The sequence below is a fragment of the Actinoplanes sp. 13 genome (genome assembly GCF_056134165.1).
Genome location: NZ_JBVYOQ010000034.1, coordinates 39,879 through 66,145 on the forward strand (window position 1 = coordinate 39,879; position 26,267 = coordinate 66,145).

Genomic DNA, 26,267 nt, shown 5'->3' on the forward strand with positions numbered 1-26,267 from the left:
ACCATGATCGAACATGCGCGCGCCGTTCTGCGGATGCACCAGATCGGCATCGTCAACCTGCTGAGCCCCGGGCGCCTCGTCCGCGCCGCCAAGAACAACGCCCGCCTCGGCCCGCAAGCCGCCCTGATCATGAAAGCCGCCGCCGAGCACCCGGACCTGCCGGCCCTCACCGACGAACGCGGCACCATGACGTACCGCGAACTCGACGAGCAGTCCAACTCCCTGGCCCACGCGCTGAAGAAGCACAAACTGCCGGACCGCTCCGTCGTCGGCGTCCTCGCCCGCGACCACCGCGGCCTGATCCTGGCCATCAGCGGCGTCGCCCGCGCCACCCTGCGCCTGGCCCTGATGAACACCGGCCTCGCCAAACAGCAGTTCGCCGAGGTGGTGGCCCGCGAGAAGGTCCGCGTCATCCTCTACGACGAGGAGTTCGCCGACCTGGTCGACGGGCTGCCCGCCGACATCCCGCGGTACACCACCTGGGGCACCACCACCGACCCGTCGATCGACGAGATGATCGCCGCGTACCCGTCGGCCCGGCTGCCGCTGCCGGACCGGCCCGGCGGCTTCATCATCCTCACCAGCGGCACCACCGGCCTGCCCAAAGGCGCACCGCGGACCAAGGTGTCGCCGCTGGCCAGCGCGGTCATCGCGGACCGCATCCCGTTCCCCCGCCAAGGCGCCGCGGTGATCGCGTCCCCGCTGTTCCACAGCACCGGCTTCGGGGCGTGGACCGTCGGGCTGTCCCTGGCCAACCACGCGGTGCTGCTGCGCCGCCTCGACGCGGAACGGATCCTGGAGGCCATCGCCGAACACCGTGCGCAGATGCTGGTCGCGGTGCCGACCATGCTCACCCGCATCCTCGCCCTCGGCCCGGAGATCATCAGCAAGTACGACACGTCGTCACTGCGCGCCGTCTTCGTCGCCGGGTCCGCGCTCGCCCCCGAACTGACCACCCGGTTCCACGACACCTTCGGCGACGTGATCTACAACGTGTACGGGTCGACCGAGGTGGCCGTGGCGTCGGTCGCCCAGCCGGCCGAGGCCCGGCGCGCACCCGGCACCGTCGGCAAACCGCCGGTCACGGTGCAGGTGGCGCTCTTCGACGCCGAGGACAAACGAATCACGGAGCCGGAGGTGCACGGGCGGGTGTTCGTCAAGAGCGGCATCCCGTTCGAGGGCTACACCGACGGGCAGCAGAAACAGATCATCGACGGGTTCATGGCGACCGGCGACCAGGGACACTTCGACGCCGAAGGGCTGCTCTTCATCGACGGCCGCGACGACGACATGGTCATCTCGGGCGGGGAGAACGTGTACCCGGTCGAGGTGGAGAACCTCCTCGCGGCCCGGGACGACGTGCTCGAAGCCGCGGTGATCGGCGTCGACGACGCGGACTTCGGCAAACGCCTGCGCGCCTTCGTGGTCCCGACCGAAGGCGCGGACCGCGACCCGCAGGCGATCAAGGACTATGTGAAGGCGTCGCTGGCCCGCTACAAGGTGCCGCGGGATGTGGTGTTCCTGGACGCGCTCCCCCGCAACCCGACGGGCAAGGTGATCCGCCGGGAGCTGCCGGCCGGCCCGCTGGGTGCTTCCGGACAGTGAGTACCTCTAGTTGCTTAATGCTACGGCGCGCCTAGGCACGCTCTCTCCCGGAGAGGACTACTCACCCCTATAGTTCACGCTCGTGCCCCCGGATCAACTGATCGACAAGGCCGACGACTCCCCGAGAACAGCAATGGGTGCCGTCGTGTCCGAGCCGGCTGTCTGGAGCGTTGCGGAAGGTGTTCGTCTACGACGCGAGGACTTCGGCGCCGTCGCCTACTCGCCGCAACGAGACCGATTCGTCGCCCTGGGCACCGATGCTTGGCGGCTGGTCGAGACCCTCGGCGTCGAGCCGGTGAGCGTCGATCGTCTGCCCCTCGCCGAGCAACTGGCCGCGGCGGGGATTCTGGAGCCCCCTGCGACGACGCCGGCAGGCCGGCCCCGGCCGGGCAGATCTCTGATCGGCGACTGCCTGGATCTGCCGACGGTCGCGGAGCCGTTGGTGGTGAACACGTTCGTCACCGCGGTATGTCCGCTTCGCTGCCGTTACTGCCACGCCGACGACCTCATGCAGCAGTTCCCCGCGGACGAGACTGACGACGATCTGGAACAGGTGGCGGCGACTGCGGCCACGATACCGGCCATGGTCGCCGTCATCACCGGCGGTGACCCGATCCTGCGGCCGGACCGTACGGTGACTCTGATAGAACGGCTGGCCCCGGAGAAGGCAATCGTCGTGGACACGTCCGGCGCGGGTGACCTCACGCCGTTGGTGGCCGTGCTGAAGAGCGTCCAGGGACACCTGCGGGTGTCGTTGGACAGCGCCGAGGCTGCTGTCAACGACCGACTTCGCCCGATCAACCCGAGGGTGTTACCACGGGGCACGAGCTCCCACGCCGCCGCCTGGGCCACCATCAGCCGCGCTGTCGCAGCCGACGTTCCGACGACTGTGCAGACTGTGGTGTCCCGGGCGAACGAGGATGCGTCGGCGCTCGTGGAGCTGGCCCATCGGCTCAGCGACAGCGGCGTACGACAGTGGGTGCTCCACGTAGCGGTGGCGGCGGGACGCGCGGCCGGCAGACCCGGCCGCGATCTGCTTCCCGGCGCCGGCGTGACGTCGGTCCTCGGTGAGCTCGTCCGCAGAGTGAACGAAGACACTGCCTTGCGCGACCTGCGAGTGCGCATCACGGCGACGCACACGCATCCGAACGCAGTCGTGCTGGTCGGAACCAAGGGTGACGTCTACCTGGAGAAGGGACAAGTCGGCAAGACTCGTCTCTGCGGGCCGGGTACCAGCCGCTCGGAGTTCGGACGCCTTTTCCGGGAGTCCATCGATCTGCGGGCACACGCGGCCCGTTATCTCGGCGGGACCGCCCCGTTCGACACCGGCTCCCGAGCGGAGGACACGTAGGCGTCGGCCCTCTCATGGACCAGTGCGTGCACACGTAGCACTGCGGACAGGTGCAGGGCGGTGGCGGGCGACAGGCCTCCGAGCTCAGGGTCGGGCTCGCGGAACCATGCCAGCATTCGCGCATCGCCGACCTTCTCGGAGAGCAGACGAGCAACCCGGTGCGCCATCTCCAGCCGGTCCCGCGCGATCCGCGCGGTCTCGTCGTGCTGAGTGATCCAATCGTCGAGCTCGACGGGGTTGATCGCTCCTCCCACATAGGCGGTGAGTTCCCAGCCCATCAGCGACGTGCACTCCGCGATGAGCTGTGCCACCTCCTCGGCCCATTTCTCGGCCTCAATCGTGGACTCCGCCATGTCCTCAGGCTAACCGCCGCCCCACTGGCCTCGCGAGGGCCGAAAGGGCCACCCTGTCTCAGTCGGACTCGCTGAGGAACCAGTCCGAGATCCGCTTGGCCAGAAGGTCGGCCAGGATGGGCGAGGTCTCCAGAACGTTGAGCACGTCCTGCCAGGCGTCGAAACTCTGCCCGCCGAGCCGCGCTCCGCCACCGGTACGCAAGTACTCCGGAAGCAGGAACGCGTGCCGGACCAGCCACGGGAGGTAGCGGTCGGTGCGACGCCAGTTTTCCTGGCCGACCTCTCGCAGGATGGACTCCCGCAGATCCTGATGGTGCACCCACCGGATGAGACCGGAATCCTGGCTGAGGTTGGCGATCCTCGGGTGATACAGGTGTCGAGTCTCCTCCCCGGTGACCTGGTACCAGTGTCGCCAGAGTGTGCGTTCGTCGTCGCCCGCCAAGGTCATCACTTGGCTCACCCGCCGGCCGATCAGAAGATGGTTGAAGAGTGACCACAGCGCCGGGGCCGTGAGTAACCGCTGCGCGCCGCGCGAAACCAACTCCTTGACGATCTGGGCGGCCTGCTCCGGGGCATCCTCGGGGTCGATGTCCGGCACGATCTTCGCCGCCCGCAGAGCGTCGTAGGCGTTGGGCTTACGCCGTCCGTAGTACTCCTGCAGGACAGCCCAAGGCCGGGTCGGCCGCTCCTGGACACGCCGGGTCTGCCGTTCCCGGTTGTCGATCCACTCCCGGAGCGAGTAGACGTCCGGCCGCTGTGATCCCGGTATGCGGCTGAACCACTCATACACCCTGTCCTCGAAGGCTCCTCGCACGGTCGCCGATGGTTGCCCGAAGTCGTCGAGCGTGAGGACCACGCGAACTCCGCGGGCTGACAGTGCCGCCGCTGCCAGGGCCTGCACCATATGGATCACCGACGGCGGCCGGAGGCGCACCGGCCAGAACAACAGCGTCGGCGCGGGTGACGCGCCTCGCTCGAGCCGCCAATCGAACCGGTCGCCCAGTTGGCGCAGAAGATCAGTGGCGACCTTCGCCGGCGCGCGTAACGGCACCGACCCCAGCGACCTGGCCAATTCGGCATGCTCGAACGTTCGCGGGGCGGGCACCGGTGCCCTACGCGGTATCGTTTCGTCGGCTTCCGGGACCAAGGCGAACTGCACAGCGAGCTTCTGCAGCATCAGGTCGGCGGCCACCCCGCAATGGATGGTGAGCGCGTCGCCTCCGCCGAGCCGGTCGCCGAGAATCCGTGTTCGGGCATCACGTTCGGCGTGTTCGTCCGGGACCGCCCACAGCACCCGGGCGTTCTCTCTCATCGCCGATTGCAGGGCCTCGAAGACGATGGGATCGGAACCTCGATAGCCCAGCACGCAGACCGTCGCGCCGGCGAACAGCGCGTGCAAACGGTCCGCCAGTCCCTCCGGCGGTGGCTGCCGCAGCTGTGGCAACGGGGCCAGGCGGTCGGCATGATGCAGAGGACGCCAGTACCCGAGCAGGTGTACCACCTGTATGACTTGGTCGTCGTCAGAGTCGATCAGTGCAGGGTTCGGGTACGGCGTAACGGGCGTGGCGGGCACACCGAGCTGCGCGAACGCGGCAACCGCCTCAGGCCCGAGTGCTGTGGTGATGATCCGCCGATCAAACCGACCAGGAAAGCGCGCCACCAGCCGTCCGAGTGCCAGCAGCCCCGGGCTGACGCGCCAGGAGGAGGCGTCTCGCTCCAGGATCAGCGCCGAGTCGCGGTCGAGAGGACGAGCCGGGCTCGGTTCGACGACCGGACCCTCGTCGGGCGGCCGGTACGCCTTCAGCACGGTCCGCTGGAGAACGACGTCGAACTCCTCGGCGCCGAGCCAATCGTGAATCGCACGCCGATAGCCGGCGAAGCCGGCCGTCGGGTCGTCCTCCGGCCCGGGGCGCTGGAGTTCCCGTCTGAGGTCGTCGTTGCGGCGCAGGTCGGCGTACTCGCCGGCCACCCGGACCAGGTCTGCGGGCCACAGCTCGTCGCTGTCGGCCAGATCGGGCCCGATCAGGAAGAGTAGCCGGCCCTGCGACTCGCGTAGCTCACGGACGAGTTGTTCAAGTAGCTCGCCCTCCCCGGCGAACTGCACCACGACGTCTCCTCACGATGAACCGTCTGTTTCGGCCTGAACACCCGGAGCTACCTCAATTACTCATACCCGACGGCTTGTTCGGTGACCAAGCCCTCGCTGGAGAGTCGGCCATCCGACAGTTCGGACTCCAGCTGACCCGGCCCCCACCCGTAGTAGCCGACGAAGATCCGCATCCGGATCCCGGTCAACCGAGCCGGACGCGGGTCCGAGCCGAGATCGAGCACGCCGACCCGGCCGGACAGAGGCTTGAAGGCGGGCGGCGCGGTGGCGCCTTCGGGGATCACCGCGAGCCCGAAGGCACTGAAAGATGCGACCGGGCCGCCGGTGAACAGGACCGGAGGCTCGGTGACCATCCCCGCCCACTCGGCCAGAAAGGTGTGGACGAGACGATCGGTACGCGCGTCGAGGCGGATGGCCAGGGCGCCTACATCCGGCCGGTGATCGAGCACCAACAGGCGTGCTCCGCGGGCGGGATCGCCCGGCCGGCCGGCAGCGGAGAGAACCTGACCGGTGAGCCGAAGGCCCTGCCTGTGCGCCGCGTTCCGCAGCAGGGGAACGCTTTCGTTGTGACTGCGAATCTCCGGCAGGGGCCGGCCTCGTGCCAGCAGCGCCGCACGCACTTCGCGCCAGATCACGCTCACGTCCAGCGGATCCGGACCGCCGGACAGTCCGGCCTGAACCATGCGGATGAGCTCGCCGGTGAACGCGGTGTGCTCCTCGTCAGCCGGGGCGAACGCCGTGGTGTTCCGCGACGCAGCGACAAGCACCGCCGCGCTGTCTATCACGGTCGCGGGGGCACCAACTGCCATGGTCTCCAGGGCACGGCCGGCATAACAGCAGTCCAGGATCACGACTCTACGGCCGGCCCGGTTCCGGGTCACCCGCTCACGTATCCAGTCGTACGGGAACGACGTGGAGTTGAGCAGGGTCTCCTCAGTGGCACGAACCGAAAGGTGCAGCGCACCACTGGGAGCTATGAGCCCGTGCCCGGCGTAGTACACCAGCAGCAGCCCTGTGGGACCGGTCTGTTCCGCGGCATCCCGGAGCGCGATCTCGATCTCGCTGGGCACACCCGGATTGAGCAGCAATCGACATCGTTCCGGTGGCAGACCCCAGAACAAGTCGTCGGTGAGGATGGCCCGCAGATCGCTGATATTGCGTCCCACTGTCGGCAGCGCGGTGAGGTGCTGATACTCAGAAGCTCCGATGAGGACGGCGAAGGACTCGGCCGGATCCGCCAGACGATGCGGAGGCTTCGGGTCGTCCACCATTCCGTCAGGGTATGGCAGCGCGCCTTGTTCCACCGGCTGTCATCAATCCGCCGGCGACTCGTCGTCGAACTCGCTGCGGACGAACTCGGCCAACTTCCGCAGGTTCCGCTCCGCGGTGTCTATCTCGATCTCTCGGTCCCCACGGCGGATCCGCAGCCGGGTCCGGCGCGTGGTCAGGCGTGCGGTGACCCAGCCACCGATCGCCGTGACCACCGCTGCCGCCATGGCCGGGTCGGCGACCATGGTGGTCAGAGCCTCCACGACGCCGCCTGACATGTCGCCGGGGTGGGGCGATCGCCGGTGAGCGATGACCGGATGGCCGCGCAGCCCGTCCGACTCGGCGATCCACTGCTGGAGGTCGATCAGGTCGGCGCCGTCCGCGTCGTCCGGCGCGGTGATCCACAGTTCCGTCGCGCTCGGCATCTATGCCTCCTGTCGGACAGCCACTGTCACCAACGATAGAAGGCGCCGACACCCGTGCGGCGTGACAGCGCAAGGAAGGCGGAGCGCCCCGGGCCGCGTGGGGAAGGCGGGCGTGGGCGGGCCGGATGCGGCTGTGTGAGAGGGCGCACGGTGACAGGGGAAAATGGGGTGATCGAGGACGGGTGGCGGGCTAGCTTCGCGCCCATGGAACCACTCGATGAACGGGCGATCCGGGCCTCCTTCGTCAACTGCAGCAAGGGTGAGGCGAGCCGGATCCGGATGCCCGCGGGCCTGGCCGACGGCGGTGTCGCCTGGGCCGACCTGGACTTCCTCGGCTGGACCGACCCGGGGGCCCCGTTGCGGGCACTGCTGGTGGTGCCGGGCGTGGACGGTCCGACGGGGCTGGTGCTGCGGCGGCCGTCCGCCGGGGCGGTCCGGTCCAGCGCGATGCGGTCGAGCATGTGCCGGGTCTGTCTGACCGAGCACGGCGGGTCGGGGGTGGCGCTGTTCGTCGCGCCGCTCGCCGGGCCGGCCGGGCGCAACGGGAACACGGTCGGTGAGTACATCTGCTCGGACCTGGCCTGCTCGCTCTATCTGCGGGGCAAGCGGCAGCCGAAGATGCGCCTGGTCCGCCGGGAGGAGACACTCACCCTGCGGGAGCGGATCGACCGGGCGTTGACGAACCTGGCGGCCTTCACCGGCCGGGTCGTCGCGGGCTGACCGGGAACGCGGGCGATGAACCGGGCGAGTGGCGGCACAAGACACGGCCCCGCCGGCGGCGAGAAGCGGCGGGCGGGGCCGGACACCAGCGTACGAAGACGAGACCTCGACGGCGCCGGCCGCTGATCCAGCGGCCGGCCTTACTCAGTGCTTGCGGCCGGGCGAGCTCAGTGCTTGCGGCCGACCGCCCCGTAGAGCGCCACCTGCGCGTCGGTGAACGGCACCTCCTCGTCGGGGCGCCACTGCAGGATCGGCACCACCCCGGGCTCCACCATCTCCATCCCGGGGAAGAACCGGGCGACCTCCTCCCGTGTCCGCAGCCGGGTGGGGATGCCCTGCTTGCGCATCACGTCGCTGAAGCCGGCCCATTTCTCCGGGTCGTGGTCGGCGGTGATGTGCGAGATCACCAGGTAGCTGCCGTGCGGCAGTTCGGCCATCAGCCGGGCCACGATGCCGTACGGGTCGGCGGGGTCCTCCAAGAAGTGCAGCACCGCGTAGAGCAGCAACGCCACCGGCTTGTCGAAGTCGATGGTCTCGTGCATCTCCGCGGACGACAGGATCCGCTCCGGCTCGCGCAGGTCGGCGTCCAGATAGCGGGTTCCCGGGGCGGTCAGCAGGGTTCGCGCCTGGGCCAGCACGAGCGGATCGTTGTCGGAGTAGACCACCCGCGCGCCCGGGTCGACCGCCTGCGCCACCTGGTGCACGGCCGGGTCGGTGGGCAGACCGGTGCCGAGGTCCACGAACTGCCGGATCCCGGCCTCGGCGGCCAGATAGTGCACGGTGCGCCGCATGAAGGCGCGGTTCTGCCGGGGCGCGACGGCCGCGTCCGGGTTGGCTTTCAGCCCAACGGCTGCGGCCGCCCGGTCGGCGGCGAAGTTGTTCGTGCCGCCGAGCAGGTAGTCGTACACCCGTGCGGGGTGTGGCCGTCCGGTGTCCAGAGGTTCGACCATGATCTCTACCCCCATCGATCCAGGATGATCGACAAAGGATAGACCCGGTTACCCCTTTGATGGCCCTGAGGTCCCCGCCACCGCAGTGGTGATGGCGGGGTGCAACGACGGAAATGTCACCCGGAAGAGGAACCGGAGCGGGCCGGTGCCGGTGGGTTCGGTGCCCGGGTGGGCCGGGCATGGCAGGGGCCGGGCGGTGAGTCGCCCGGCCCCTGTCATCCCCCGATCCCCCGGATTCGGTCAGTGCAGCGCCCGTGCCGATGCGTGCAGGCCCGGGACGCGCTCCCGCTGGGCGTCGCTTCCAGCCGCGATCTCGGGGCGTACGCTCCCGGCCGCCATCCCGGGGTGCACGCTTTCGGCTGCGGTCCCGGGGCGTGGGCTCCCGGCTTCCACGCTTGCGGTCAGCGGGGCGAAGGCCGCCATCAGCAGCAGCGCGGCCAGTGGCAGCAGGTCGAGTTCGATGGTGATCGCGACGATGCCGGCGCCGAACAGCAGCGGACTCCAGAACGGGACCCGGCGGGCGGCCACCAGCAGCCCCAGCAACGCGAGCATGCCGAGGGTGAACGCCAGCGGGCCGGCCACCTCCAGCGGCGCGGGCAGCGGTTGCGAGTCCCGGAAGGCCGGCGCGAGGTCACCGGTGAGCACCCAGAGGAAGCAGGCGACGCCGACGACCGTCGTGGACGCGGCGATGGAGGCGACGCGGCGGGCGCCGGCCGGCGTCAGGCGGACCAGGCTGATCGCCAGCACGCCGAAGAGCAGCATGGCGCCGAAGAACGCCAGGCGGCCCAGGTTCCAGGCGAGGCCGGGACCTCGATCGCCGTCGAGGCCGTCGACGAGGCGCAGCAGCCCGTACCCGAGGACCAGGAGCGGCGCGTCCCGGGCGGCTCGGCGAACGGTGACGCTGTTCGATGACATGAGCTGACCGTAGGTCCCCGGCTCCACTCCCGAGTACCGGCGGTTTCCCTGGTGGTTCCCCGAGCTGCCCCGCCCACAACCCCTAGGGCTTCCTAGGAACCTATCTTGATATCTCAGGCGAGGGCGCGAGCTCGGTAGCCCGTGGGTGTGGCTACCACCGCGAAACCGCCGGCCACCGCGGCGACCGCACGAAACACCGCGAGCGACGGCACCCCGGCGACCGGCCGGCCGGCAGTGTCACAAGCGGTCTGGACGTCCCCGCCGTACCGGGCCGCCCCACCCTGCCCATAGGAGAATCGGACCCGCTTCGGGCACCACAGGACCGCCCCCGCGGCGGGCTCGGCCGTGGTTCCGGTTCGCAGGTCGAGCAGTACAGGCCCGGCGCGCCCCTCCACCATGACCGTGTGCACGCCGGCGATCGGCACACGCCCGTCCCCCACCGCGAGCACGACAGCAGAGGCCCCGGGAGTGGAAGCCGCACGGGCGGAGAGATCGGAGGTCGGCACGGCAGGACGGGTGGTCACCGCGACCGGATCCGCGCCGACCGGAAACGACCATCGGGCGCCGCCGGTGCGCGGGTGGAAACCCTCCAGGACGACCTGTAGCCCGGCATGCCGGGTCGACGGTGCCGAGGTGACCGTTCCCCTGTACCGGCAACGGACCATCAGCCCGGCGAGCGGAATCCGGCCCCCGCAGTCGGCGATCGCCCCTCCCCGGCGCCAGAGCACCCGGCCGTCGACGGCGTCGAGACCCACCATGGCCGAGTCCCGGCCCAGGTCGAGCGTCACGGACGTCCCGGTACGCACGCCACGGGCGTACCCCGAACCGGTGTAGACACCGGCGACCGGATGCCGGCCCCAGCGGGATCCGGCGCTCGAGATCGTCGGCGGGAGCGTCGCGGCGAAGGGCTGTCGCCACCGCGCCGTCCCGTCGATCACCAGTGTGATCTGCTCAGCCCCGGCACCGCCGGCGGCGATCAGGCCGGCCGGGCCGAGACTGCGGGCGCTCGGCGGAAGGCTCGCCGGGTACGGCAGGAGCGCCCCGCTGTCCAGGTTCAGCCGATAGCCCTGCACCGGGTCGTCGTCCGACGGAGCCGCCAGCACGCACACCGACCGCCCGGCGAAACAGCTCTCCGGCCGGCTGCTGATGAGCATCGCCGGGCTGCGGTGCACCTCCCGGCCGGTTGCCGGCTCGACCACCGAGAGCCGGGCGTGCCGTGGGCCGAAGGCCGGCTCGGGCTGCAGCAGCACCGCGTGGTTCCCGACCCGCTGCGGCGTCATCTCCACATTCGCCGGTTGGGCGCTCGGGCTCACCTCGTGCTCCCACAGCACCCGTCCCGTGTCCGGCGCCATGCCGCGGGCGAAGACGCGCCGGGCCCGCAGCACCTGACCGATGACGACCTCACCGACGGCGACGGGCCGGCCGATCGGCACGGCGCCGGTGGTGACCCACTGACGGCCCGGGCCCGGCGACGCGGCACCACGGGGCGGAGCGGCCGCTGCCTGCGATCCCTCAGGGGCGATGGCAACGGTCAGGGCCATGAGCGCGGTGACAGCCAGCTTCACGCGGACAGTATGCAAGCACTACATGCAGATAAATCCTCTTTTGCGCCGCGCTCACCCACCGAGGCCGGTATTCCTATCAAGCAAATAGGAATGCTAGGCTTGCCATCCGAGCCACCAGGGAGTGAGGCAGGCGCGATGACCACCCTGAGCGAACAGGCCGCCGAGGAATCCATCGCCGCCGGGGCATTCACGCCCGGGCTACCGGGCTTCGTGGGCATCGCCGTCGATCTGCTCCTCGACCCCGCCTGCGCGCCGGCCGGGCGCCGCCCGCTGCGGCACGGATTCCTCGACGCGCGCTCCCCGCGCGTGATGGTGGTCAGCGGCCCGCCCTCCCCCGGACTCGAGGTGGCGTTGCGCCGGATGTCCGACGACCTGGCCGCCGCCGTCCGGATCACCGAGCAGCACCGGCTCACCGTGCTGCCGCGCGCCACCGACTCGGCGCATCCCGAGGACCCGGCGCACGCGCTCGGCACCGCGACGGCCGGCATCCGGATCGGCCTGGAGGCGGGGCTGGAGACCGGGCCGGACAGCGACGGCCCGCTCGGCCTGCGACGCCGGTGGGCCCTCGCGCACACGCTCGCCCCGGTGATGGCCGCCGCCTTCGCGAACGCGCCGCTGCGCCACGGCCGCCCGACCGGGTGGCGGAGCGTGCGGCAGGCGCTACGCCGCGACCTCCCGGTGCTGACCACCAGCGCGGGCGCGGACCACACCGCCACGGATCCGCGTGCGGCCTGGTCGGCGTACGCCATGGATGTCCCGACCGCGACCGGCCGCTCCCTGCGCGACCAGATCCGCAGCGGCCGCCGCCCCACCCAGCCCGACCTGCGCCACCACCTCGCCGCGCTCCGCCCGCAGGTGGCCGCCCGCGGCCACCTGGAGCTCGACATCGCCGACCGCCAGCCGGGCGACGGCTGGCGCCTGCCCGCCGCGGTGCTCACCGTCCTGCTCGACGACCCCCGCGCGGCCGGCGAGGCCTGGGCGGCGACCGCCTCGCTGGTCATTGAGGACCGGCTCTGGGAGCGGGCCGCCCGCGACGCGCTGACCGATCCGGTGCTGGCGGCGGCCGCCCGGGACTGTTTCATGGCCGCCTACGCCGCGCTGTCCCGGCTCGGCGCGGCCCGCGAGCTGCGGGACGCCGTCGCCGAGTTCACCGAACGGTACGTGCACCGCGGCCGCTGCCCCGCCGACGACGTCCTGGACCAGGCGCGCATCAGCGGATGAGGCCACTGCGCACCAACGGATGAGACCCGCTGTGGATCAGCGGACCAGGCCGAGCACCACATCCATCGCCCGGAACTTGTCCGCCCCCGAACCCAGCATCCGGTCCGGCACGATGAGCTCGTCGACACCGGCCACCCGGTAAGCCTCGATCACCTCCACGAGCCGGTCCCGTGACCCGCCGATCGCCGGCATGCCCACCTCCGGAAGCGGTCCGTCGACCACGGTCAGCGCCTGCGCGGTCCGTGCGATGGCCCGCGGGTCCCGGCCGACGTCCGCGCAGTGCCGGTCCAGCACCGCCGACTTGTGCGCGATCGTGTCCGGGGTGCCCCAGCAGTTCCAGGCATCCGCGTACTCGGCGACGACCCGCAGCATCCGCTTCTCGCCCTTGGCGCCGATCAGGATCGGCAGCGGGTCCTGCACCGGTTTCGGCTCGCAGACCGCGTCGGTGACGGTGTAGTAGTTCCCGTGCATCGTGGTGCGCGGCTCCCGCAGCAGCCCGCGGAGCACCTGCAGCGCCTCCACGAACCGGTCGATCAGCGCCGTGGTGGGCGGGAGCTCCAGCCCGTACTGCTGATGCTCGTTGATCTGCCAGCCGGCGCCGACGCCCAGCGTGAACCGGCCCCGCGTGATGTGGTCGACGGTGGCCGCCATGTTCGCGAGGACGGCCGGGTGCCGGTACGTGTTCCCGTACACCAGCGTGCCGATGCGGACCCGCGGCACGCTCGCGCCGAGCGCCGCCACCACCGAGCCGCACTCCAGGACCGGGCGGCCGGTGTCGACGCCGGGACCCTCGTTCGGCATGAAGTGGTCGGCGAACCAGACGCCGTCCCAGCCGGTCTCCGCCGCGTGCCGGGCGGTCTCCAGGACGTCGCTGTACGGTTGTGCCGCCCCGGGCCAGATCGAGATTCGCATGCCGACCAGCCTGCCATGCCCCGTGCGCCCGTCGCGCCCTCCTCAGCCGCGCGCCGACCGCACCGTCCGCCACGCGTCCCACCAGGCGATCGCCGCCGTCCGCAGCCGCGGTGACGCCACCTGCCGGCCCTCCCGTCGTGCCCGCAGCTGCGCCACCAGCCAGGCCGGCGCCCGTGCCGCCTCCACCGCCCGGGTCTTGGTCAACAGCTCCCCCGTCGCCAGCGCATGCCTGCCCCGCGCCATCGACGTGAGCCCGAGGTCAGCGAGCACTGGATCCAGCCACAGCCACGGTCGCCGCGCCGCCCACGCCCAGTACCCGGTCAGTTCCGCACGCGCCGCCGCCCGCACCTCGCCGTCGCTCATCGCCGGCAGCACCTCGTGCGGCGCGCGTCCGAAAACGGCATACCCGTACCGCACCAGCTCGGCCCGCGTGACCCCCGACAGGATCCGCTGCACGAGCATCCCGTGCGTCCACGTCGGATGCCGGGCGTCCCGGTCGGCGAGCCGGTCCTGCGGCACATAGACGCATCCGAGGTCCAGCCCGCGCGCCACGCCGTCGTCCAGCCGCCGATGCAGCGCGACGAGTTCGCCCTGGTCAGGTGTGCCGTCGGTGATCGCCACCAGGTCCAGGTCGCTGACTCCGGGCCGATAGTCGCCGGTGGCCAGGGATCCGGCGACGAACAGGTCGGTGACCCCGGCGAGCCGCGCCAGCTCCCGCCCGAACTCGCACACGACCTCCGGCGCGACCACCATGCCGCGCACTCTAGGCGACGCCCTCAAGGCCGTTCCTGATCAAAATCCCCTGCTGGTACGCGTGACGCGCGCCCTGTGCCCAGCAGGCCACCCGCGCGCCGGACAGCCGGCCCAGGAAGTCGCGTGGTTGCCGGCCGGCGCGCCCGGCCGGCATACACCCGATCAAGGCGACGTGACGTGGACCATCATCGGCCGGCCTCGCTCCGCCGACGGGGCGAGGGACGGTGAGCCGGCCGCCGACGGGGCGAGGGACGGTGAGCCGGCCGCCGGCTGGGTGGCCGGGGAAAGGGCAATCGCCGGCGCGGGCGTGACCGGTGGAGACGGTGGCGGGGTGAGGGTGGCGGCGGCCGTGGTGGCGAAGCGTTCGGCGACCGCGATGGCGGTGAGGGCGACGGCACGGCGTTCGCCCGGAAGCACACGACGCGTGGCGGCCAGCCGGTCGCGGAGGTGGAGCAGGCGGGTGAGGCAGTCGTCGACCAGTGTGAGCATCTCGTCGTGCACGGTCACCCTCCGTCCGGATGTGGGCGGGCCGCCGCGCATCCGGTCCGCCCCGCCGGGCGGGGCGGCTCGGCGGCGGCGGCCCGGCGGGTCACTTCTTCTTGTCCTTCTTGCTCTTCTTGTCCTTCTTGGACTTCTTCGACTTCTTGGCCATGACGGTTCCCCCTCCCGGCTCGGCGAAGACGCGGGGCCACGGTGACGCGGCCTCACGTAGCAGCCCGGAAAGCAGCGGGCCGCGGCCCCGAAAAGGCGGGGCCGCGGTCGATCGTAGATCGGCCCACCCGGCCCGAGCAGGCCATTCGGTAACTCTGCGTCCAGCTTCTCGTTACCGGGGACGGCCCGGGGAGGGGACCGGTACGCTCTCGTCGAGTGCGCCGGCACCGCTGGTCAGGAGCGCTTCGAGGGAGAACTCGCCGACAGGCGGATACAGGGCTCCTTCGTCACTGCGCGCACACAGGCCGGTGATCTCCAGGGCCTGCCGGACGGCGCCCGTCGCACTCACCACCTCGAAGCCGTGGCCCTCACGCAGCGCCCGGGTGTATCCGACGAGCAGCACCTCGATGCACTCGCTGCCGATGACGCCGACCTCGGCCAGATCGACGACGACGCGGGAGCGGCGTGCCCGGTCGAACGCGCGCCGCACCGACCGGCGCAGTTCGGCGTGGGCGGACCGGTCGAGTCGGCCGGCCACGCGCAGCCGTACCACCGGGACGGCGCCACCGGTCTCGCGGCTGATCACACAACGCACTTCTTCCATGGTTCCGGTCTATCGGACAGATGTGGCGGCATCCTCAACAGCAGATGATCAACCTGCCAATGGAGGGCCACAGCCAGCGCTTTCAACTTTTGGGTTGACACTCCGCGCGGCGAGGACTACCTTTACTTTCAACCGATAAGTTGAAATGAGGGGCCGATGCCGGCGGACACGTTGACCCGAGTCTTCGCCGCTCTCGCCGATCCGACGCGACGTGACATGGTCGCCCGGCTCGCCGAGGGGGACGCGACGGTGAACCAGCTGGCGACGCCGTACCGGATGTCGCTGCAGGCGGTCTACAAGCACCTCAAGGTCCTGGAGGACGCGGGGGTGGTGACCCGCCCACCGGGACCGCAACCCCGGCTGGTCCGCCTGGAGACGGAGGTCTTCGACGAGATGGACGCCTGGATCGAGCGCTACCGGCGCCGCGCCGAGGAGCGGTACAGCCGACTCGACGCCCTGCTGGCCGAGATGAACGAGGACAAGGGCAAGACCCCCGGAAAGACCGACGAGCGAGGAGAGAGACCGTCATGACCGAGATCGCCAAGGCCACCATCGAGGCCGACCCGAAGGTGCCGATCATCCGCCTGACCCGTGACTTCGCCGCCACGCCGGAGCAGCTGATGCGGGCACACACCGACCCGGAGCTGTTCGTCGCCTGGAACGGGCCGGACTCGGTGAGCAGCAAGATCGACTATTGGGACGCGCGGACCGGCGGCAGCTGGCGCTACGTGTCCACGCACGGGACCGACGAGCACGCGTTCCACGGCTGCTTCCACGAGGTGGGGCCGGACCGGATCGTGCAGACCTTCACCTACGAGGGCATGCCGGGCAGCGTGGCGCTCGAGACGCTGCGGTTCGAGGACCTGGGCGACGGCCGCACCCGGCTGCACGCCGAGTCGCTGACCGACAGCTTCGAGGGCCGGGACGCCTGGCTGGAGAGCGGCATGGAGGTCGGCGTCAACGAGGGCTACGCCAAGCTGGAGAAGCTGGTCGCCGACGGCCGGATCTGACCGCCCCGGGCCGCGGCCGCCCCGGCAACCCCGGGGCGGCGGCGGCCCCAGCATGTGCGGAACCGCTTGAGTCTCGATTCTGTCAGCAGCTACGCCGGCGCGACGGTCGGCCGATGGGTGTGGTGGCCGGCTGTGTCGTCCGGACCGATGCGCCGCGGGCGATGGCTGGGCCGGCCGACGCGGCATGCACAGGGCGGAGGCGGTTGTGGTGCGGTGGTTGAACGACCTGTCGGTCCGGTTGAAGATCTACACGGCGGTGGCGATCGCTGGTGCGGCAGCCGCCGCGATCGGTGTGGTCGGCCTGCAGAAGACATCACAGATGGCCGACGCGGCGGAATACCTGTACCGCGACAATCTCGTGCCGGTGGCACAGCTGGGCGCGGTGCAGAAGGAAGTGCAGCGTTCCTGGCTGGCGGTGATGGACACCCTCGTCAGTCAGCAGGAGGCGGGGATGGCCGCCGACCGCAGGACGGTGACCGAAGCGGACGCCGAGGTGGACCGGGTGTTCGGCGAATACTCGGCCACCGACATGTCCGGTCGCGAGGAGGCGGTGCAGAAGTTCCGGACCGCACTGGCACAGGTCCGGGAGGTCCGCGACCAGCAGTTGGTGCCGAGGGCACAGGCCAACGACATGCGCGGGTTCGAACGGGCGCGGGACAGCGCGGGCCGGCCGGCGCTGGCCACCGCACTCGGCGCGCTGGACGAGCTGGTGACGATCGAGACGGCGGTCGCCGCGGACAAGCGGGCGGAGACGGCGGCGGCGTACCGGTCCGCCCGAACCTTCATGATCATGCTGATGCTGGCCGGTCTGGCGCTGGCCGCGGGCACCGCGTTCCTGGTGGTCCGCGGCGTCATGAGCACCCTGTCGTCGGTCGGCCGGGTCACCCGGGCGCTGGCCGCCGGAGACCTGACCGTGCGCGCGGCCGTCTCCGGCCGCGACGAGCTGGGGCGCATGGCTGCCGACCTGGACGCCGGCACGACGGCGGTGGCTGCCAGCGTGGAGCGCATGGCCCAGGTCGCGGTGACCCTGTCCGCCGCGGCCGAGGAGCTGTCCACGGTCAGCACGCAGCTGCAGACCGGTGCCGGGGAGGCGTCCACCCGAGCCGGAACGGCGTCACATGCCAGCGAAGAGGTCAACGCCGGGGTGCAGAGCATCGCCGCCGGCTCCGAGCAGATGAGCGCCTCGATCACCGAGATCGCCTCCAACGCGGGGCAGGCCGCGCAGGTCGCCCAGGAGGGCATGGCGGTGGCCCAGCAGACCACCGCCCGGGTCGCCGAGCTCGGTGCGGCCAGCACGGAGATCGGCGACGTGGTGCGGCTGATCACCAGCATCGCCGAGCAGACCAACCTGCTCGCCCTGAACGCGACCATCGAAGCTGCCCGCGCGGGCGAACTGGGCAAAGGCTTCGCCGTGGTGGCCGGCGAGGTCAAGGAACTGGCGCAGCAGACCGCCCGGGCCACCGAGGACATCACCGCCCGCATCGGCGCGATCCAGAGTTCGAGCGATGCCGCGGCCGGAGCGATCGCCCAGATCACCGATGTCATCGCGCGGATCAGCGACTACACCACCACGATCGCCTCCGCGGTGGAGGAGCAGACCGCCACCACCGCCGAGATGAGCCGGTCGGTGGCCGACGCCGCCACCAACAGTGGCGACGTGGCTCGTACCGTCTCGGAGGTGGCCGGAATCGCCACGGCCACCGCCGACAGCGCCCGGGCCACCCAGCAGGCAGCCACCGACCTCACCGTGATGGCCAACGACCTGACACAGCTGGTCAACGGGTTCCGCCACTGACCGCGGACGCTCAGACGGTCTTGGTGGGGAAGAGCCCGTCGAAGACCGCGCCGCGGTCGAAGGCCATGGCGTGCTCCCGCGCGCGCCGTTCCAGGTCCCGGCGTTCGTCGCCGCTCATCTCCAGGACCACCCGGTCGATCGCTTCGGCCAGGCCGGCGATGTCGCCGGCCTGGACGATCACCGCGGCGTCGCCGACCGCCTCGCCGGTGCCGCCGGTCAGCGTCGTGACGATCGGCCCGCCGCCGGTCAGCGCCTTCTCCGCCAGGGCGATGCCGAAGGTCTCGACGAAGTCCGGCTCCGGCTTGGTCGGCAGGGCGTACGCCGCGCAGCCCGCCATCAGCAGCGGCTTCTCGTCGTCGTCCACGTCGGTGAGGAAGACGATCCGGTCGTCCTCCTTGGCCATCGCCTGGACGTGCTCCAGCGCCGGGCCGGTGCCGGCCACCACCAGCTTCACGTCGTCACGGCACCGCATCTGCCCGTACGCGATGATCAGGTCGTAGATGCCCTTGGCCCGGGCCACCCGGGAGAGGAACAGGACATATTTGTCGCGCTGCAGACCGCGGCGTGCGAGCGCCGCGTCGACCGCCCGCGGATCGGGGTCGAGGAAGGCCGACGCGTCGATCGGCGGGTAGCTGACCGTGACCCGGCGCCGGCACTCCTCGGCGAAGCCGGTGCCGCAGTTCGTGTCCACCTCCTCGGCCGAGGCGATGATCTCGTCGCGGGTGTACTCGGAGACCGCGACCACCTCGTCGCTGGCGAGGAACGTGGTGAGCAGCACGGTGGCCGCGCCGAAACGGCCCTCGCGCAGGCAGTTGCGGATCACGTTGGTGACGTCGGAGCCGACCGCCTTGGCGATGGTGTGCACCTGCGGGTTGAAGCCGGCCGCCCGGGCCGCGGTGACCGCGTCGTTGACGACCTGGGTGTGCGGCACCAGGTACATCGAGAGGCAGACGGTGGGCACCGGCTCGGCGAGCAGCTCGACCAGGCGGCCGGTGAGGCCGGCCAGGTGCCGGCCGTCCGGGACGCGGTAGTCGCCGACCGCCTCGGGCCGCTCCACCGTGATGCCGGGGCTGTACGGCAGCAGGCGGTCGAGGGGCTTGAGCGGCAGCCCGGCCGCCTGCAGCGCCGGGACCGGCCAGGTGAGCAACCGGACGTCGTCGAAACCGCGGGTGAGCGCCACCTCGGCGAGGTTGCGGGCCTCGCCGGAGTGACCGCAGATGACCGGGTCGGCGCGGACCGCGATGACGAGGCGGCGGGTCGGTCGGCTCATCGTGTTTCCTTCGGGTGGGGGTACGAGAGGGAGGGCGGCCGCTGCCGGTGGCCCCACGAGGAGGGTTCCGGGCCGAGTCGCAGGTGCAGCCGCCCGCCGTGGTGCACGTCGGCCGCGTTCAGGTGCGTGGTGTCGAGGGTCTTCCCGTTGAGGGTGGCGGACTGGACGTACTGCGGTGCGGGCGTGCGGTCGAGGCCGTCGACCCCGATCGGGTGGTCCCGGTGACCGCTCGTCTCGATCACGAACTCACCGCCGGTGACCTGCAGGGCGGCGCGTTCGAAGGCGGGCGTGTTGACGAGGAACAGGTTCTGCCCGGCGACCGGGAACAGGCCGAGCGACGCCCAGACGTACCAGGCGCTGAGCCCGCCGGAGTCGTCGTTGCCGGGCAGCCCGCCGGGGCCGGTGCCGAACTGCCAGGTGAGTGCCGCGTTGACGACCTCGGCGGTGCGGTCGGGGCGGCCCGCGTAGTGGTAGGCCCACGGCGCCTCCATGTCGGGCTCGTTGTTCAGCCCCTCGAAGCGGCCCAGGGCGTAACCGGCGGCCATCTCGTCCGGGTGCGGGCGGCGGCCGGGTTGCCGCACCGGGTCGGCGCCGTAGCCGAAGAACCGGTCCAGCCGGTCGAGGAACGCGGCGTCGCCGCCGGCCAGGTCGATCCGCCCGGCCATGTCGTGCAGCAGGCGGAACGAGTAGTTCCACTTGCCGCCCTCGTAGAACTCCGAGTCCCGCAGCAGGCCGGTGGCCGGGTCGAACGCGTTCACCCAGTCCCCGCTGCGGCGTTCCAGGTCGGCGGCGAGGCGGTGGTCGCCCAGGGCGCGGGCCAGCTGGGCGGTGCAGTGATGGGCGTACGCCAGATCGAGGGTGTGGGTGATGGGGTGCACCACGCCGTGTTCCCGGAAGTCCTCGCCGTAGAGCCGGCGCAGGTCGTCGACCATGTGCACGAGCGCCCAGGTCCAGTCGATGCCGGGCCGGTTCAGCGCGTGCGCGTCCGCGAGGGCGGTGTGCGCGAGCGCGCTGGCCTGCCGGAAGAACCGGTCGGCGCCGCGTGCCATCCGGTAGCCGATCGGGAAGTTGCCCTCCTCCTCGCAGACCCGGATCAGCGACTCGAGAAGGTCGCCGTAGCGGTCCGGGACGATCGCGGACAGCAGCGGCAACTGTGTCTTGTAGATGTCCCACATCGTGCAGATGTCGAACGCGTACGGGCCGGAGGTGGGCCAGAACGGGCTCTCGTCGTCGGCCACGCAGGGTTTGATCAGCGAGTGGTAGAGCGCGGTCGCCAGCACCGTGCGGCGCGCCGGGGTGCCGCCGTCGACCTGGACCCGGCCGAGGTGGTCGCGCCAGCGGGACCGGGTGCGTGCCCGGACGGTCTCGAAGGCGGGACCGGAGCCGCACTCCCGGGCCAGGTTCTCCCGGGCCTGGTCGCAGCCGCGCAGCGAGAAGCCGAGCCGCACCTCGATGGTCTGCCCGGCGCGGGCCGGGCCCATGAAGATCATGCCGAACGGGCGGAGCGTGGTGTGCCGGATGCTGTCGAAGTCGAGGCGGGTGCCGCCGGGGATGAGGCGCCGGTCGTACCAGAGCATCTGCCGCCAGCCGGGGCTGTCCACCTCGATGTGCACGGACAGCGGGACGCCCTCCATGACCACGGTGCCCTGGGCCCGGCCGTGCCCCATGCTCTCCGCCTGGGCGCGCAACGGGACGGTGCGCCCGAGGTCGATCGCCAGCCCGCCGCAGGAGAGGTCGACGACCACCCGGGCGCTGTGGTGGTCGGGGAAGGTGTAGCGGTGGACCGCGACCTTCTCCCCCACCGTGATCTCGCAGCGCACCCCGGTGTCCAGGTTGGCCGCGTAGTAGCCGGCCTCGGCCCGCTCGTCCTCCAGCGGCCAGGCCTGCCCGAGGTCGTCGAGGGGCTGCAGCATCGGGGTGACCCGGACGTAGTTGTAGTACTTGCGGATGGCGCCGGTGCCGGACTGCTGGAAGTGGGTGAAGCCGGAGGCCTGCAGCCGCGCGAACATCTCCTCGGGCACGCCCTCGGTGTTCTTCGCGTAGCGGCCGTAGCCGGTCGGGTAGGCACCGGAGTACGCGCAGGCCGACACCATGCCCAGCGGTGACGTGGCGCCCGGGTGGGTGTTGCCCACCTGCGGTTTCGGCCACCACCAGGTGGCGGCGAGACCGTGCGCGCGGGGCAGGTCGGTGGCCGCTGTGCCGATGAAGGGATCAACGTTGTCGAGGATGGCCGGACTCTAACCGGCCGGCACCCTCCCGGTGGTTTCGTCCAGGTGAACACCCCTCACCGAGGTGAGCATCTCGTCGAACTCGGGCGCCGGCAGCGGCTTGCTGAAGAAGTAGCCCTGCACCGCGGGGCAGCCCGCCGCCCGCAACGCCGACCAGTCGGCCGACTCCTCGACGCCCTCGGCGATCGTGGACATGCCCAGCGAGCGGGCCAGCCACAGCACGGCCGAGATGATCGACGACTTGCGCTGGTCGTCGGCGAGACCGGCCACGAACGAGCGGTCCAGCTTCACGATGTCGGCGGGCAGCGACTTGAGCCAGGTCAGCGAGCTGTAACCGGTGCCGAAGTCGTCCAGGGCGATGCGGACGCCGAGCCGTTTGAGCGCGGTGAGCCGCTCGCTGACGTCGACCGTCGAGGACAGCAGCGCGGTCTCGGTGATCTCCAGAACCAGGCGGGACGGGTCGAGCCAGGGCACTTCGGCGAGCATTCCGGCCACCATCGGTACGAACTCCGGCTCGGCGAGCTGGCGCGGGCTGACGTTGACCGAGACGTAGCCGAGCCGGTCCGACCAGTGCAGCAGGTGATCGATCGCGGAGCGCAGCACGTGCGCGCCGAGCGGCACGATCAGCCCGGTCTCCTCGGCGGCGCCGATGAACTGGCCCGGGCCGAGGATCTCGCCCTCCGGGGTGCGCATCCGGACCAGCGCCTCGGCGCCGACGATCTGCCCGGTGACGGTGGAGACCAAAGGCTGGAACCAGAGCGGCAGGCTGCGGCGCGGGTCGCCGGCCAGCGCGCGGCGCAGCCGGGTCTCGGCGGCGAGGCGCTCCTGCACCGGCACCCGCAGCGCGTCGGTGAACACCTGGAGGCGGTTGCCGCCGGCCCGCTTGGCCGCGTACATCGCCGTGTCGGCGGCCAGCACCACGTCGTCGGCCGGCGTGTGGCCGAAGGCGGTGGCCACCCCGAGGCTGACCGAGACGGGCAGCTCGCTGCCGCCCACCGGCAGCGGCTCGGCGAGCGCGGCGAGGATGCCGTTGCCGACCCGCAGGCCGGCGCCGGCCGGGCCGTGCAGGGCGACGATGAACTCGTCGCCGCCGAGCCGGGCGACCAGGGCGCCTGCCGGGACCGCCCGCACCAGGCGTACGGCCAGGGCGCGCAGCACGTCGTCGCCGGTGGTGTGCCCGGCCCCGTCGTTGACCGACTTGAAGCGGTCCACGTCGAGGTAGATCACGCTGACCGGCTCCGCACTCTCGGCGAGCAGGGCGGCCAGGTCGCTCTCGAAGGCCTTCCGGGAGAGCAGACCGGTGAGCGAGTCGTGGCGCACCTGGCGGCGCAGCTCGGCCTCGTGGTCGCGGACCGCGGTGACGTCGATGCAGTGCACGAACACCAGCTGCAGGCGGCCGTCGCCGTCGTAGAGGCCGGTGCCGTGGACCTGCACCCACATCAGCGAGCCGTCGTCGGTGCGCCGGAACCGGTGGGTGACGGTGATCGGCTCGGTCTGCTCGAGGAGCGTCCGGAACATGGTGGCCGCGGCCTCGTCGAGCGGCTGGATCGGCAGGTCGTGGACGGCGAACCCGGCGGGCAGCTCGGCGGGCAGGCGCATCCATCCGCGGTAGGCGGCGTTGGTGCGCAGCAGCACGCCGTCCGGCGCGATCATCGCCATCGGGACCGGGGTCTCGTCGAAGGCGGCCGACAGTTGCGCCTGGCTCTCCTGCAGGTGCGCGTCAGCGCGCCGCTCCTCGGCCTCGGTCGCGCTCCACTGGACCAGCTGGAAGCCGGCCGCGAACAGCACCGACACACCGTGCAGCACGGCCCAGAAGATCGGGTGCGCCATCGCCTCGTCGTGGTCGTACGTGTGGTCGCTGACCAGGGTCCTGAAGACGCCGTGGTGCAGGGTGGTGGCGATCAGGAACGCCCCGAACGGCGCCCAGTCGCGATAGAGCGCCAGGGCGGCGACAGCGATGAAGAACGTGAAGTGGGCCTCGGTGAGGCCGCCGCACAGCGAGACGAACCCGGCGCAGGCAGCCGTGAACCCGAGTGCCACGGCGACCGAACGGAGCCGCTTGGAGCGCAGCCGCACCGCCGCGGCGATCGCCGGCAGCACCAGCGCGTCGGTGAGCAGCAGGGCCGGGCCCGCCGCGTCGCCGCGGAACGCCCCGAACACGGTCACCGCGACCATGACGACGGCGAGCAGCACCGTCAGCAGCCGGTGCCGGCCCGCCCAGTCCCCGTCACGCAGGCCACCACCGGCCGGGAGCCGGTCGCGCAGCCGTGTCATCCAGGTCGCCACGAGAAGCAGGATCGGTCACCCGGGCGAGCCGGAGGAGGATCTCGCCGGTAGCGGCTCGGGTGCGCGATCCGTAGGTTCGCCTGCATGGAAGAACTCGTCGCGCCCGCGGTGGAGCTGATCGGGATCCGCTCCACCGCGGACCGCCCCGGCGAACTGGCGCGCGCCCTCGACCTCATGCTCGATCTCGTCGGGCCGGGATTCGGGGTACGCCGCTTCGCGTCGCGCGGCAAGCCGAGCGCGCTGATCTCCACCGGGGACGCGCCGGCGGTCATCCTCAACGCCCATCTGGACGTGGTGCCGGGCATGCCGGAGCAGTTCACCGCCCGCCGCGACGGTCACCTGCTGTACGGCCGGGGCGCCCACGACATGAAGTGCGCGGCCCTGGTCATGGCCACGGTCTTCCGCTCGGTGGCACGCGAACTGCCGTACCCGGTCGCGCTCCAGCTGGTCACCGACGAGGAGATGGGCGGTTTTGACGGCACCGGTCACCAGGTCGCCCAGGGCGTCCGCGGTGGTTTCGTGGTGATCGGCGAGCAGAGCGGCCTGCGGGTGGTCACCGAGTCCAAGGGGCTGCTGCGGGCCAGGCTCACCGCGACCGGCCGGACCGCCCACGCGGCCTATCCGTGGCTCGGCACGAACGCCCTGCTCACCGTGATGGCGGCGGTCCAGCGGCTGCTGGAGCGTCATCCGGTGCCGCCGGCCGAGGCGTGGACGACGACCGTGAACGTGGCCCGGATCGAGACGTCCAACCAGGCGTCGAACATCGTGCCGGCCGACGCGACGGCGTGGCTGGACATCCGGTTCCCGCCGTCGGCGACCGCTCTGATCGACGACCCGGCGGCCTACCTGCGCGAGATCGCGGGCTCCGGGGTCGAGGTGCACATCGACGCGGTGGGGGCGCCGCATCACGCGGATCCGGACTCGGCGCAGGTGCGGCTGCTGCGAGAGGCGGCCACGTCAGTGGGCTTCGAGGGGGCGCTGCTGCGCAAGCACGGCGCGGCGGACGGGCGGTTCTACTCGGCGCACGGCATCGATGCGGTGATCTTCGGGCCGGGCGGGGACGGACAGCACGGCCCGGCGGAGCATGTCGATCTGAGGACGCTCCGGCCGTACCACGACGCTTTGATGATCTTTCTGCGCTCCCTGGCGCCGGCGAGGAGATCCGCCCGATGACTGACGAACCGCGCCGGCCGGTGGTGCTGGCCGGGCTCAGCACCCTCGACGTGATCCAGCTGGTGGAGAAGTACCCGGCGGACAACGAGAAGGTCACCGCGCTCGCGCAGACCGTGGCGGCCGGCGGTCCCGCGACCAACGCCGCGGCCACCGTCGCCCACCTGGGTGGCGCGGCCACGCTGCTGACCGCGGTCGGGCGGCATCCGCTGGCCGCCGGCATCCACGCCGACCTGGACCGGCTCGGGGTGCGCCTGGTGGATCTGGCCGCCGGCGACACCGGGGCGCCCGCGGTGTCCAGCATCGTGGTGAGCGCCGGCACCGGCAACCGGGCGGTGGTCTCCACCAACGCGGCGGCGCGGCGGATCGAGGTGCCCGCGCTGGACGCGATCCTGGACCGCGCGGCGGCCGTGCAGGTCGACGGCCACCACCCCGAGCTGGCCGTCGCGGTGCTGACCGGGGCGCGCCGGCGGGGCATCCCGGCGCTGCTCGACGCGGGCAGCTGGAAACCGGTGACACCGCGGCTGCTGCCGCTGCTCGACGTGGTGGTCTGCTCGGCGGACTTCCGGCCGCCCGGCGCGGCGTCCGCGCACGACGTCGCGGTGTTCCTGGCCGGCGCCGGGGTCCGCTGGATCGCCGTCAGCCGCGGCGCGGAGCCGATCCTGCGGTGGACGGGCGCCGGGTTCGCCGAGCATCCCGTGCCGCGCGTCGAGGTCGTCGACACGCTGGGCGCGGGGGACGTGCTGCACGGGGCGCTGACCTACGCGGTGGCCCAGCGGTGGCCGCTCACCGACGAGACGTTCGCGGCCTCGCTGGACGTGGCGGCGGCGGTGGCCGGCCGGTCGTGCGCGTCGTTCGGCACCAGGTCGTGGATGGCGGCCGCCCGATGACCGTCGCGTCGCGCCGGCAACAGTTCACGGCCGGGCCCCGGACCCGGGTGCACTGGGAGTGGCGGCAGGGGTGGCGGCCCGGCCGGTGGTGCTACTGGTGGTACGTCGACCTCACCGGTGAGCCGGCGCTCGCCGACCTCGTCGCCGGGCATCTGGCCGCACCGCCCCCAGCGTGTGAACTTTGGGTTCGAGTCGCACCCTAAGTTCACACGCTGGG

At 71.6% G+C, this 26,267-nt stretch carries 24 protein-coding genes; 10 read left to right on the top strand and 14 right to left on the bottom strand.

Annotation, left to right across the window (positions count from 1 at the left end; translation table 11 throughout):
• Positions 1 to 3 precede the first annotated feature (3 nt).
• The gene (locus tag AC0NH5_RS37655; RefSeq protein WP_474412236.1) at positions 4 to 1,605 is read left to right on the top strand and encodes an acyl-CoA synthetase; all 1,602 of its coding nucleotides are present in this window, start codon (positions 4 to 6) and stop codon (positions 1,603 to 1,605) included.
• 82 nt (positions 1,606 to 1,687) lie between these two features.
• Positions 1,688 to 2,956, top strand: a complete 1,269-nt coding sequence (locus AC0NH5_RS37660) for a radical SAM protein (RefSeq protein ID WP_474412238.1) — start codon at positions 1,688 to 1,690, stop codon at positions 2,954 to 2,956.
• Here the strand turns inward: AC0NH5_RS37660 and AC0NH5_RS37665 are convergent.
• The 4 genes from AC0NH5_RS37665 to AC0NH5_RS37680 are packed head-to-tail and all read right to left on the bottom strand — an operon-like array spanning position 2,902 to position 7,110.
• The gene (locus tag AC0NH5_RS37665) at positions 2,902 to 3,309 is read right to left on the bottom strand and encodes a hypothetical protein (protein WP_474412240.1); all 408 of its coding nucleotides are present in this window, start codon (positions 3,307 to 3,309) and stop codon (positions 2,902 to 2,904) included. The two genes, AC0NH5_RS37660 and AC0NH5_RS37665, sit on opposite strands and share 55 nt — an antisense overlap.
• Before the next feature lie 58 nt (positions 3,310 to 3,367).
• A complete protein-coding gene (locus AC0NH5_RS37670; protein WP_474412242.1) occupies positions 3,368 to 5,416 on the bottom strand; it encodes a hypothetical protein in 2,049 nt (682 codons plus the stop codon).
• 56 nt (positions 5,417 to 5,472) lie between these two features.
• On the bottom strand, positions 5,473 to 6,687 hold the full coding sequence (locus tag AC0NH5_RS37675) for a YqgE/AlgH family protein (protein WP_474412244.1): 1,215 nt from the start codon (positions 6,685 to 6,687) through the stop codon (positions 5,473 to 5,475).
• Positions 6,688 to 6,729: 42 nt separating this feature from the next.
• Positions 6,730 to 7,110, bottom strand: a complete 381-nt coding sequence (locus AC0NH5_RS37680; RefSeq protein ID WP_474412246.1) for an effector-associated constant component EACC1 — start codon at positions 7,108 to 7,110, stop codon at positions 6,730 to 6,732.
• A 204-nt stretch (positions 7,111 to 7,314) separates the two neighbouring features.
• Here AC0NH5_RS37680 and AC0NH5_RS37685 point away from each other — a divergent pair, with 204 nt between their 5' ends.
• Positions 7,315 to 7,830 (top strand): FBP domain-containing protein, encoded by a 516-nt coding sequence (locus AC0NH5_RS37685; protein WP_474412248.1) that lies wholly within the window; start codon positions 7,315 to 7,317, stop codon positions 7,828 to 7,830.
• Positions 7,831 to 7,997: 167 nt separating this feature from the next.
• On the opposite strand, the gene AC0NH5_RS37690 is transcribed toward AC0NH5_RS37685, so the two are convergent.
• The 3 genes from AC0NH5_RS37690 to AC0NH5_RS37700 all read right to left on the bottom strand — a co-directional run bounded on the left by AC0NH5_RS37690 (position 7,998) and on the right by AC0NH5_RS37700 (position 11,260).
• Positions 7,998 to 8,795, bottom strand: coding sequence for an SAM-dependent methyltransferase (locus AC0NH5_RS37690; protein ID WP_474412250.1), 798 nt, complete (start codon positions 8,793 to 8,795; stop codon positions 7,998 to 8,000).
• A 225-nt stretch (positions 8,796 to 9,020) separates the two neighbouring features.
• The gene (locus AC0NH5_RS37695) at positions 9,021 to 9,695 is read right to left on the bottom strand and encodes a hypothetical protein (RefSeq protein WP_474412252.1); all 675 of its coding nucleotides are present in this window, start codon (positions 9,693 to 9,695) and stop codon (positions 9,021 to 9,023) included.
• A 113-nt stretch (positions 9,696 to 9,808) separates the two neighbouring features.
• Positions 9,809 to 11,260, bottom strand: a complete 1,452-nt coding sequence (locus AC0NH5_RS37700; RefSeq protein ID WP_474412254.1) for a hypothetical protein — start codon at positions 11,258 to 11,260, stop codon at positions 9,809 to 9,811.
• 135 nt (positions 11,261 to 11,395) lie between these two features.
• On the opposite strand from AC0NH5_RS37700, the gene AC0NH5_RS37705 reads away from it, so the two are divergent.
• Positions 11,396 to 12,481, top strand: coding sequence for a glutamate-cysteine ligase family protein (locus AC0NH5_RS37705; protein WP_474412256.1), 1,086 nt, complete (start codon positions 11,396 to 11,398; stop codon positions 12,479 to 12,481).
• Between the two features lie 36 nt (positions 12,482 to 12,517).
• Here the strand turns inward: AC0NH5_RS37705 and AC0NH5_RS37710 are convergent, their stop codons facing one another.
• The 4 genes from AC0NH5_RS37710 to AC0NH5_RS37725 form a co-directional block, all read right to left on the bottom strand.
• Positions 12,518 to 13,393 carry an LLM class flavin-dependent oxidoreductase gene (locus AC0NH5_RS37710; protein ID WP_474412258.1) on the bottom strand — a complete coding sequence of 292 codons (876 nt, stop codon included), beginning with the start codon at positions 13,391 to 13,393 and terminating at the stop codon, positions 12,518 to 12,520.
• 42 nt (positions 13,394 to 13,435) lie between these two features.
• Positions 13,436 to 14,146: a nucleotidyltransferase family protein gene (locus AC0NH5_RS37715; protein ID WP_474412260.1), complete on the bottom strand. Its 711-nt coding sequence runs from the start codon at positions 14,144 to 14,146 to the stop codon at positions 13,436 to 13,438.
• A gap of 162 nt (positions 14,147 to 14,308) precedes the next feature.
• Complete coding sequence (locus AC0NH5_RS37720; protein ID WP_474412261.1) at positions 14,309 to 14,647, bottom strand: hypothetical protein; 339 nt, start codon at positions 14,645 to 14,647, stop codon at positions 14,309 to 14,311.
• A gap of 322 nt (positions 14,648 to 14,969) precedes the next feature.
• Positions 14,970 to 15,401: an STAS domain-containing protein gene (locus AC0NH5_RS37725; protein ID WP_474412263.1), complete on the bottom strand. Its 432-nt coding sequence runs from the start codon at positions 15,399 to 15,401 to the stop codon at positions 14,970 to 14,972.
• Between the two features lie 156 nt (positions 15,402 to 15,557).
• Here AC0NH5_RS37725 and AC0NH5_RS37730 point away from each other — a divergent pair, with 156 nt between their 5' ends.
• The 3 genes from AC0NH5_RS37730 (at position 15,558) to AC0NH5_RS37740 (ending at position 18,206) form a co-directional block, all read left to right on the top strand.
• Positions 15,558 to 15,932 (top strand): ArsR/SmtB family transcription factor, encoded by a 375-nt coding sequence (locus tag AC0NH5_RS37730; protein ID WP_474412265.1) that lies wholly within the window; start codon positions 15,558 to 15,560, stop codon positions 15,930 to 15,932.
• Positions 15,929 to 16,411: an SRPBCC family protein gene (locus AC0NH5_RS37735; RefSeq protein WP_474412267.1), complete on the top strand. Its 483-nt coding sequence runs from the start codon at positions 15,929 to 15,931 to the stop codon at positions 16,409 to 16,411. Before AC0NH5_RS37730 ends, AC0NH5_RS37735 begins: the two co-directional genes overlap by 4 nt.
• Positions 16,412 to 16,619: 208 nt before the next feature.
• The gene (locus AC0NH5_RS37740; protein WP_474412269.1) at positions 16,620 to 18,206 is read left to right on the top strand and encodes a methyl-accepting chemotaxis protein; all 1,587 of its coding nucleotides are present in this window, start codon (positions 16,620 to 16,622) and stop codon (positions 18,204 to 18,206) included.
• Between the two features lie 10 nt (positions 18,207 to 18,216).
• Here the strand turns inward: AC0NH5_RS37740 and AC0NH5_RS37745 are convergent, their stop codons facing one another.
• Genes AC0NH5_RS37745 through AC0NH5_RS37755 form a run of 3 tightly spaced genes read right to left on the bottom strand, consistent with a single transcriptional unit; the run spans position 18,217 to position 23,990 of the window.
• Positions 18,217 to 19,476 (bottom strand): glycosyltransferase, encoded by a 1,260-nt coding sequence (locus AC0NH5_RS37745; RefSeq protein ID WP_474412271.1) that lies wholly within the window; start codon positions 19,474 to 19,476, stop codon positions 18,217 to 18,219.
• The gene (locus AC0NH5_RS37750; RefSeq protein ID WP_474412318.1) at positions 19,473 to 21,704 is read right to left on the bottom strand and encodes a GH92 family glycosyl hydrolase; all 2,232 of its coding nucleotides are present in this window, start codon (positions 21,702 to 21,704) and stop codon (positions 19,473 to 19,475) included. The genes AC0NH5_RS37745 and AC0NH5_RS37750 overlap by 4 nt, the downstream gene beginning before the upstream one ends.
• Positions 21,705 to 21,713: 9 nt before the next feature.
• Positions 21,714 to 23,990, bottom strand: a complete 2,277-nt coding sequence (locus tag AC0NH5_RS37755; RefSeq protein ID WP_474412273.1) for a putative bifunctional diguanylate cyclase/phosphodiesterase — start codon at positions 23,988 to 23,990, stop codon at positions 21,714 to 21,716.
• Between the two features lie 84 nt (positions 23,991 to 24,074).
• Here AC0NH5_RS37755 and AC0NH5_RS37760 point away from each other — a divergent pair, with 84 nt between their 5' ends.
• From AC0NH5_RS37760 to AC0NH5_RS37770, 3 genes are read left to right on the top strand one after another with little or no spacing between them, the layout of a single operon-like run.
• A complete protein-coding gene (locus AC0NH5_RS37760; RefSeq protein ID WP_474412275.1) occupies positions 24,075 to 25,163 on the top strand; it encodes a M20 family metallopeptidase in 1,089 nt (362 codons plus the stop codon).
• Complete coding sequence (locus AC0NH5_RS37765) at positions 25,160 to 26,050, top strand: PfkB family carbohydrate kinase (protein WP_474412276.1); 891 nt, start codon at positions 25,160 to 25,162, stop codon at positions 26,048 to 26,050. Before AC0NH5_RS37760 ends, AC0NH5_RS37765 begins: the two co-directional genes overlap by 4 nt.
• Positions 26,047 to 26,253, top strand: coding sequence for a hypothetical protein (locus AC0NH5_RS37770; RefSeq protein WP_474412278.1), 207 nt, complete (start codon positions 26,047 to 26,049; stop codon positions 26,251 to 26,253). The genes AC0NH5_RS37765 and AC0NH5_RS37770 overlap by 4 nt, the downstream gene beginning before the upstream one ends.
• Positions 26,254 to 26,267 lie beyond the last annotated feature (14 nt).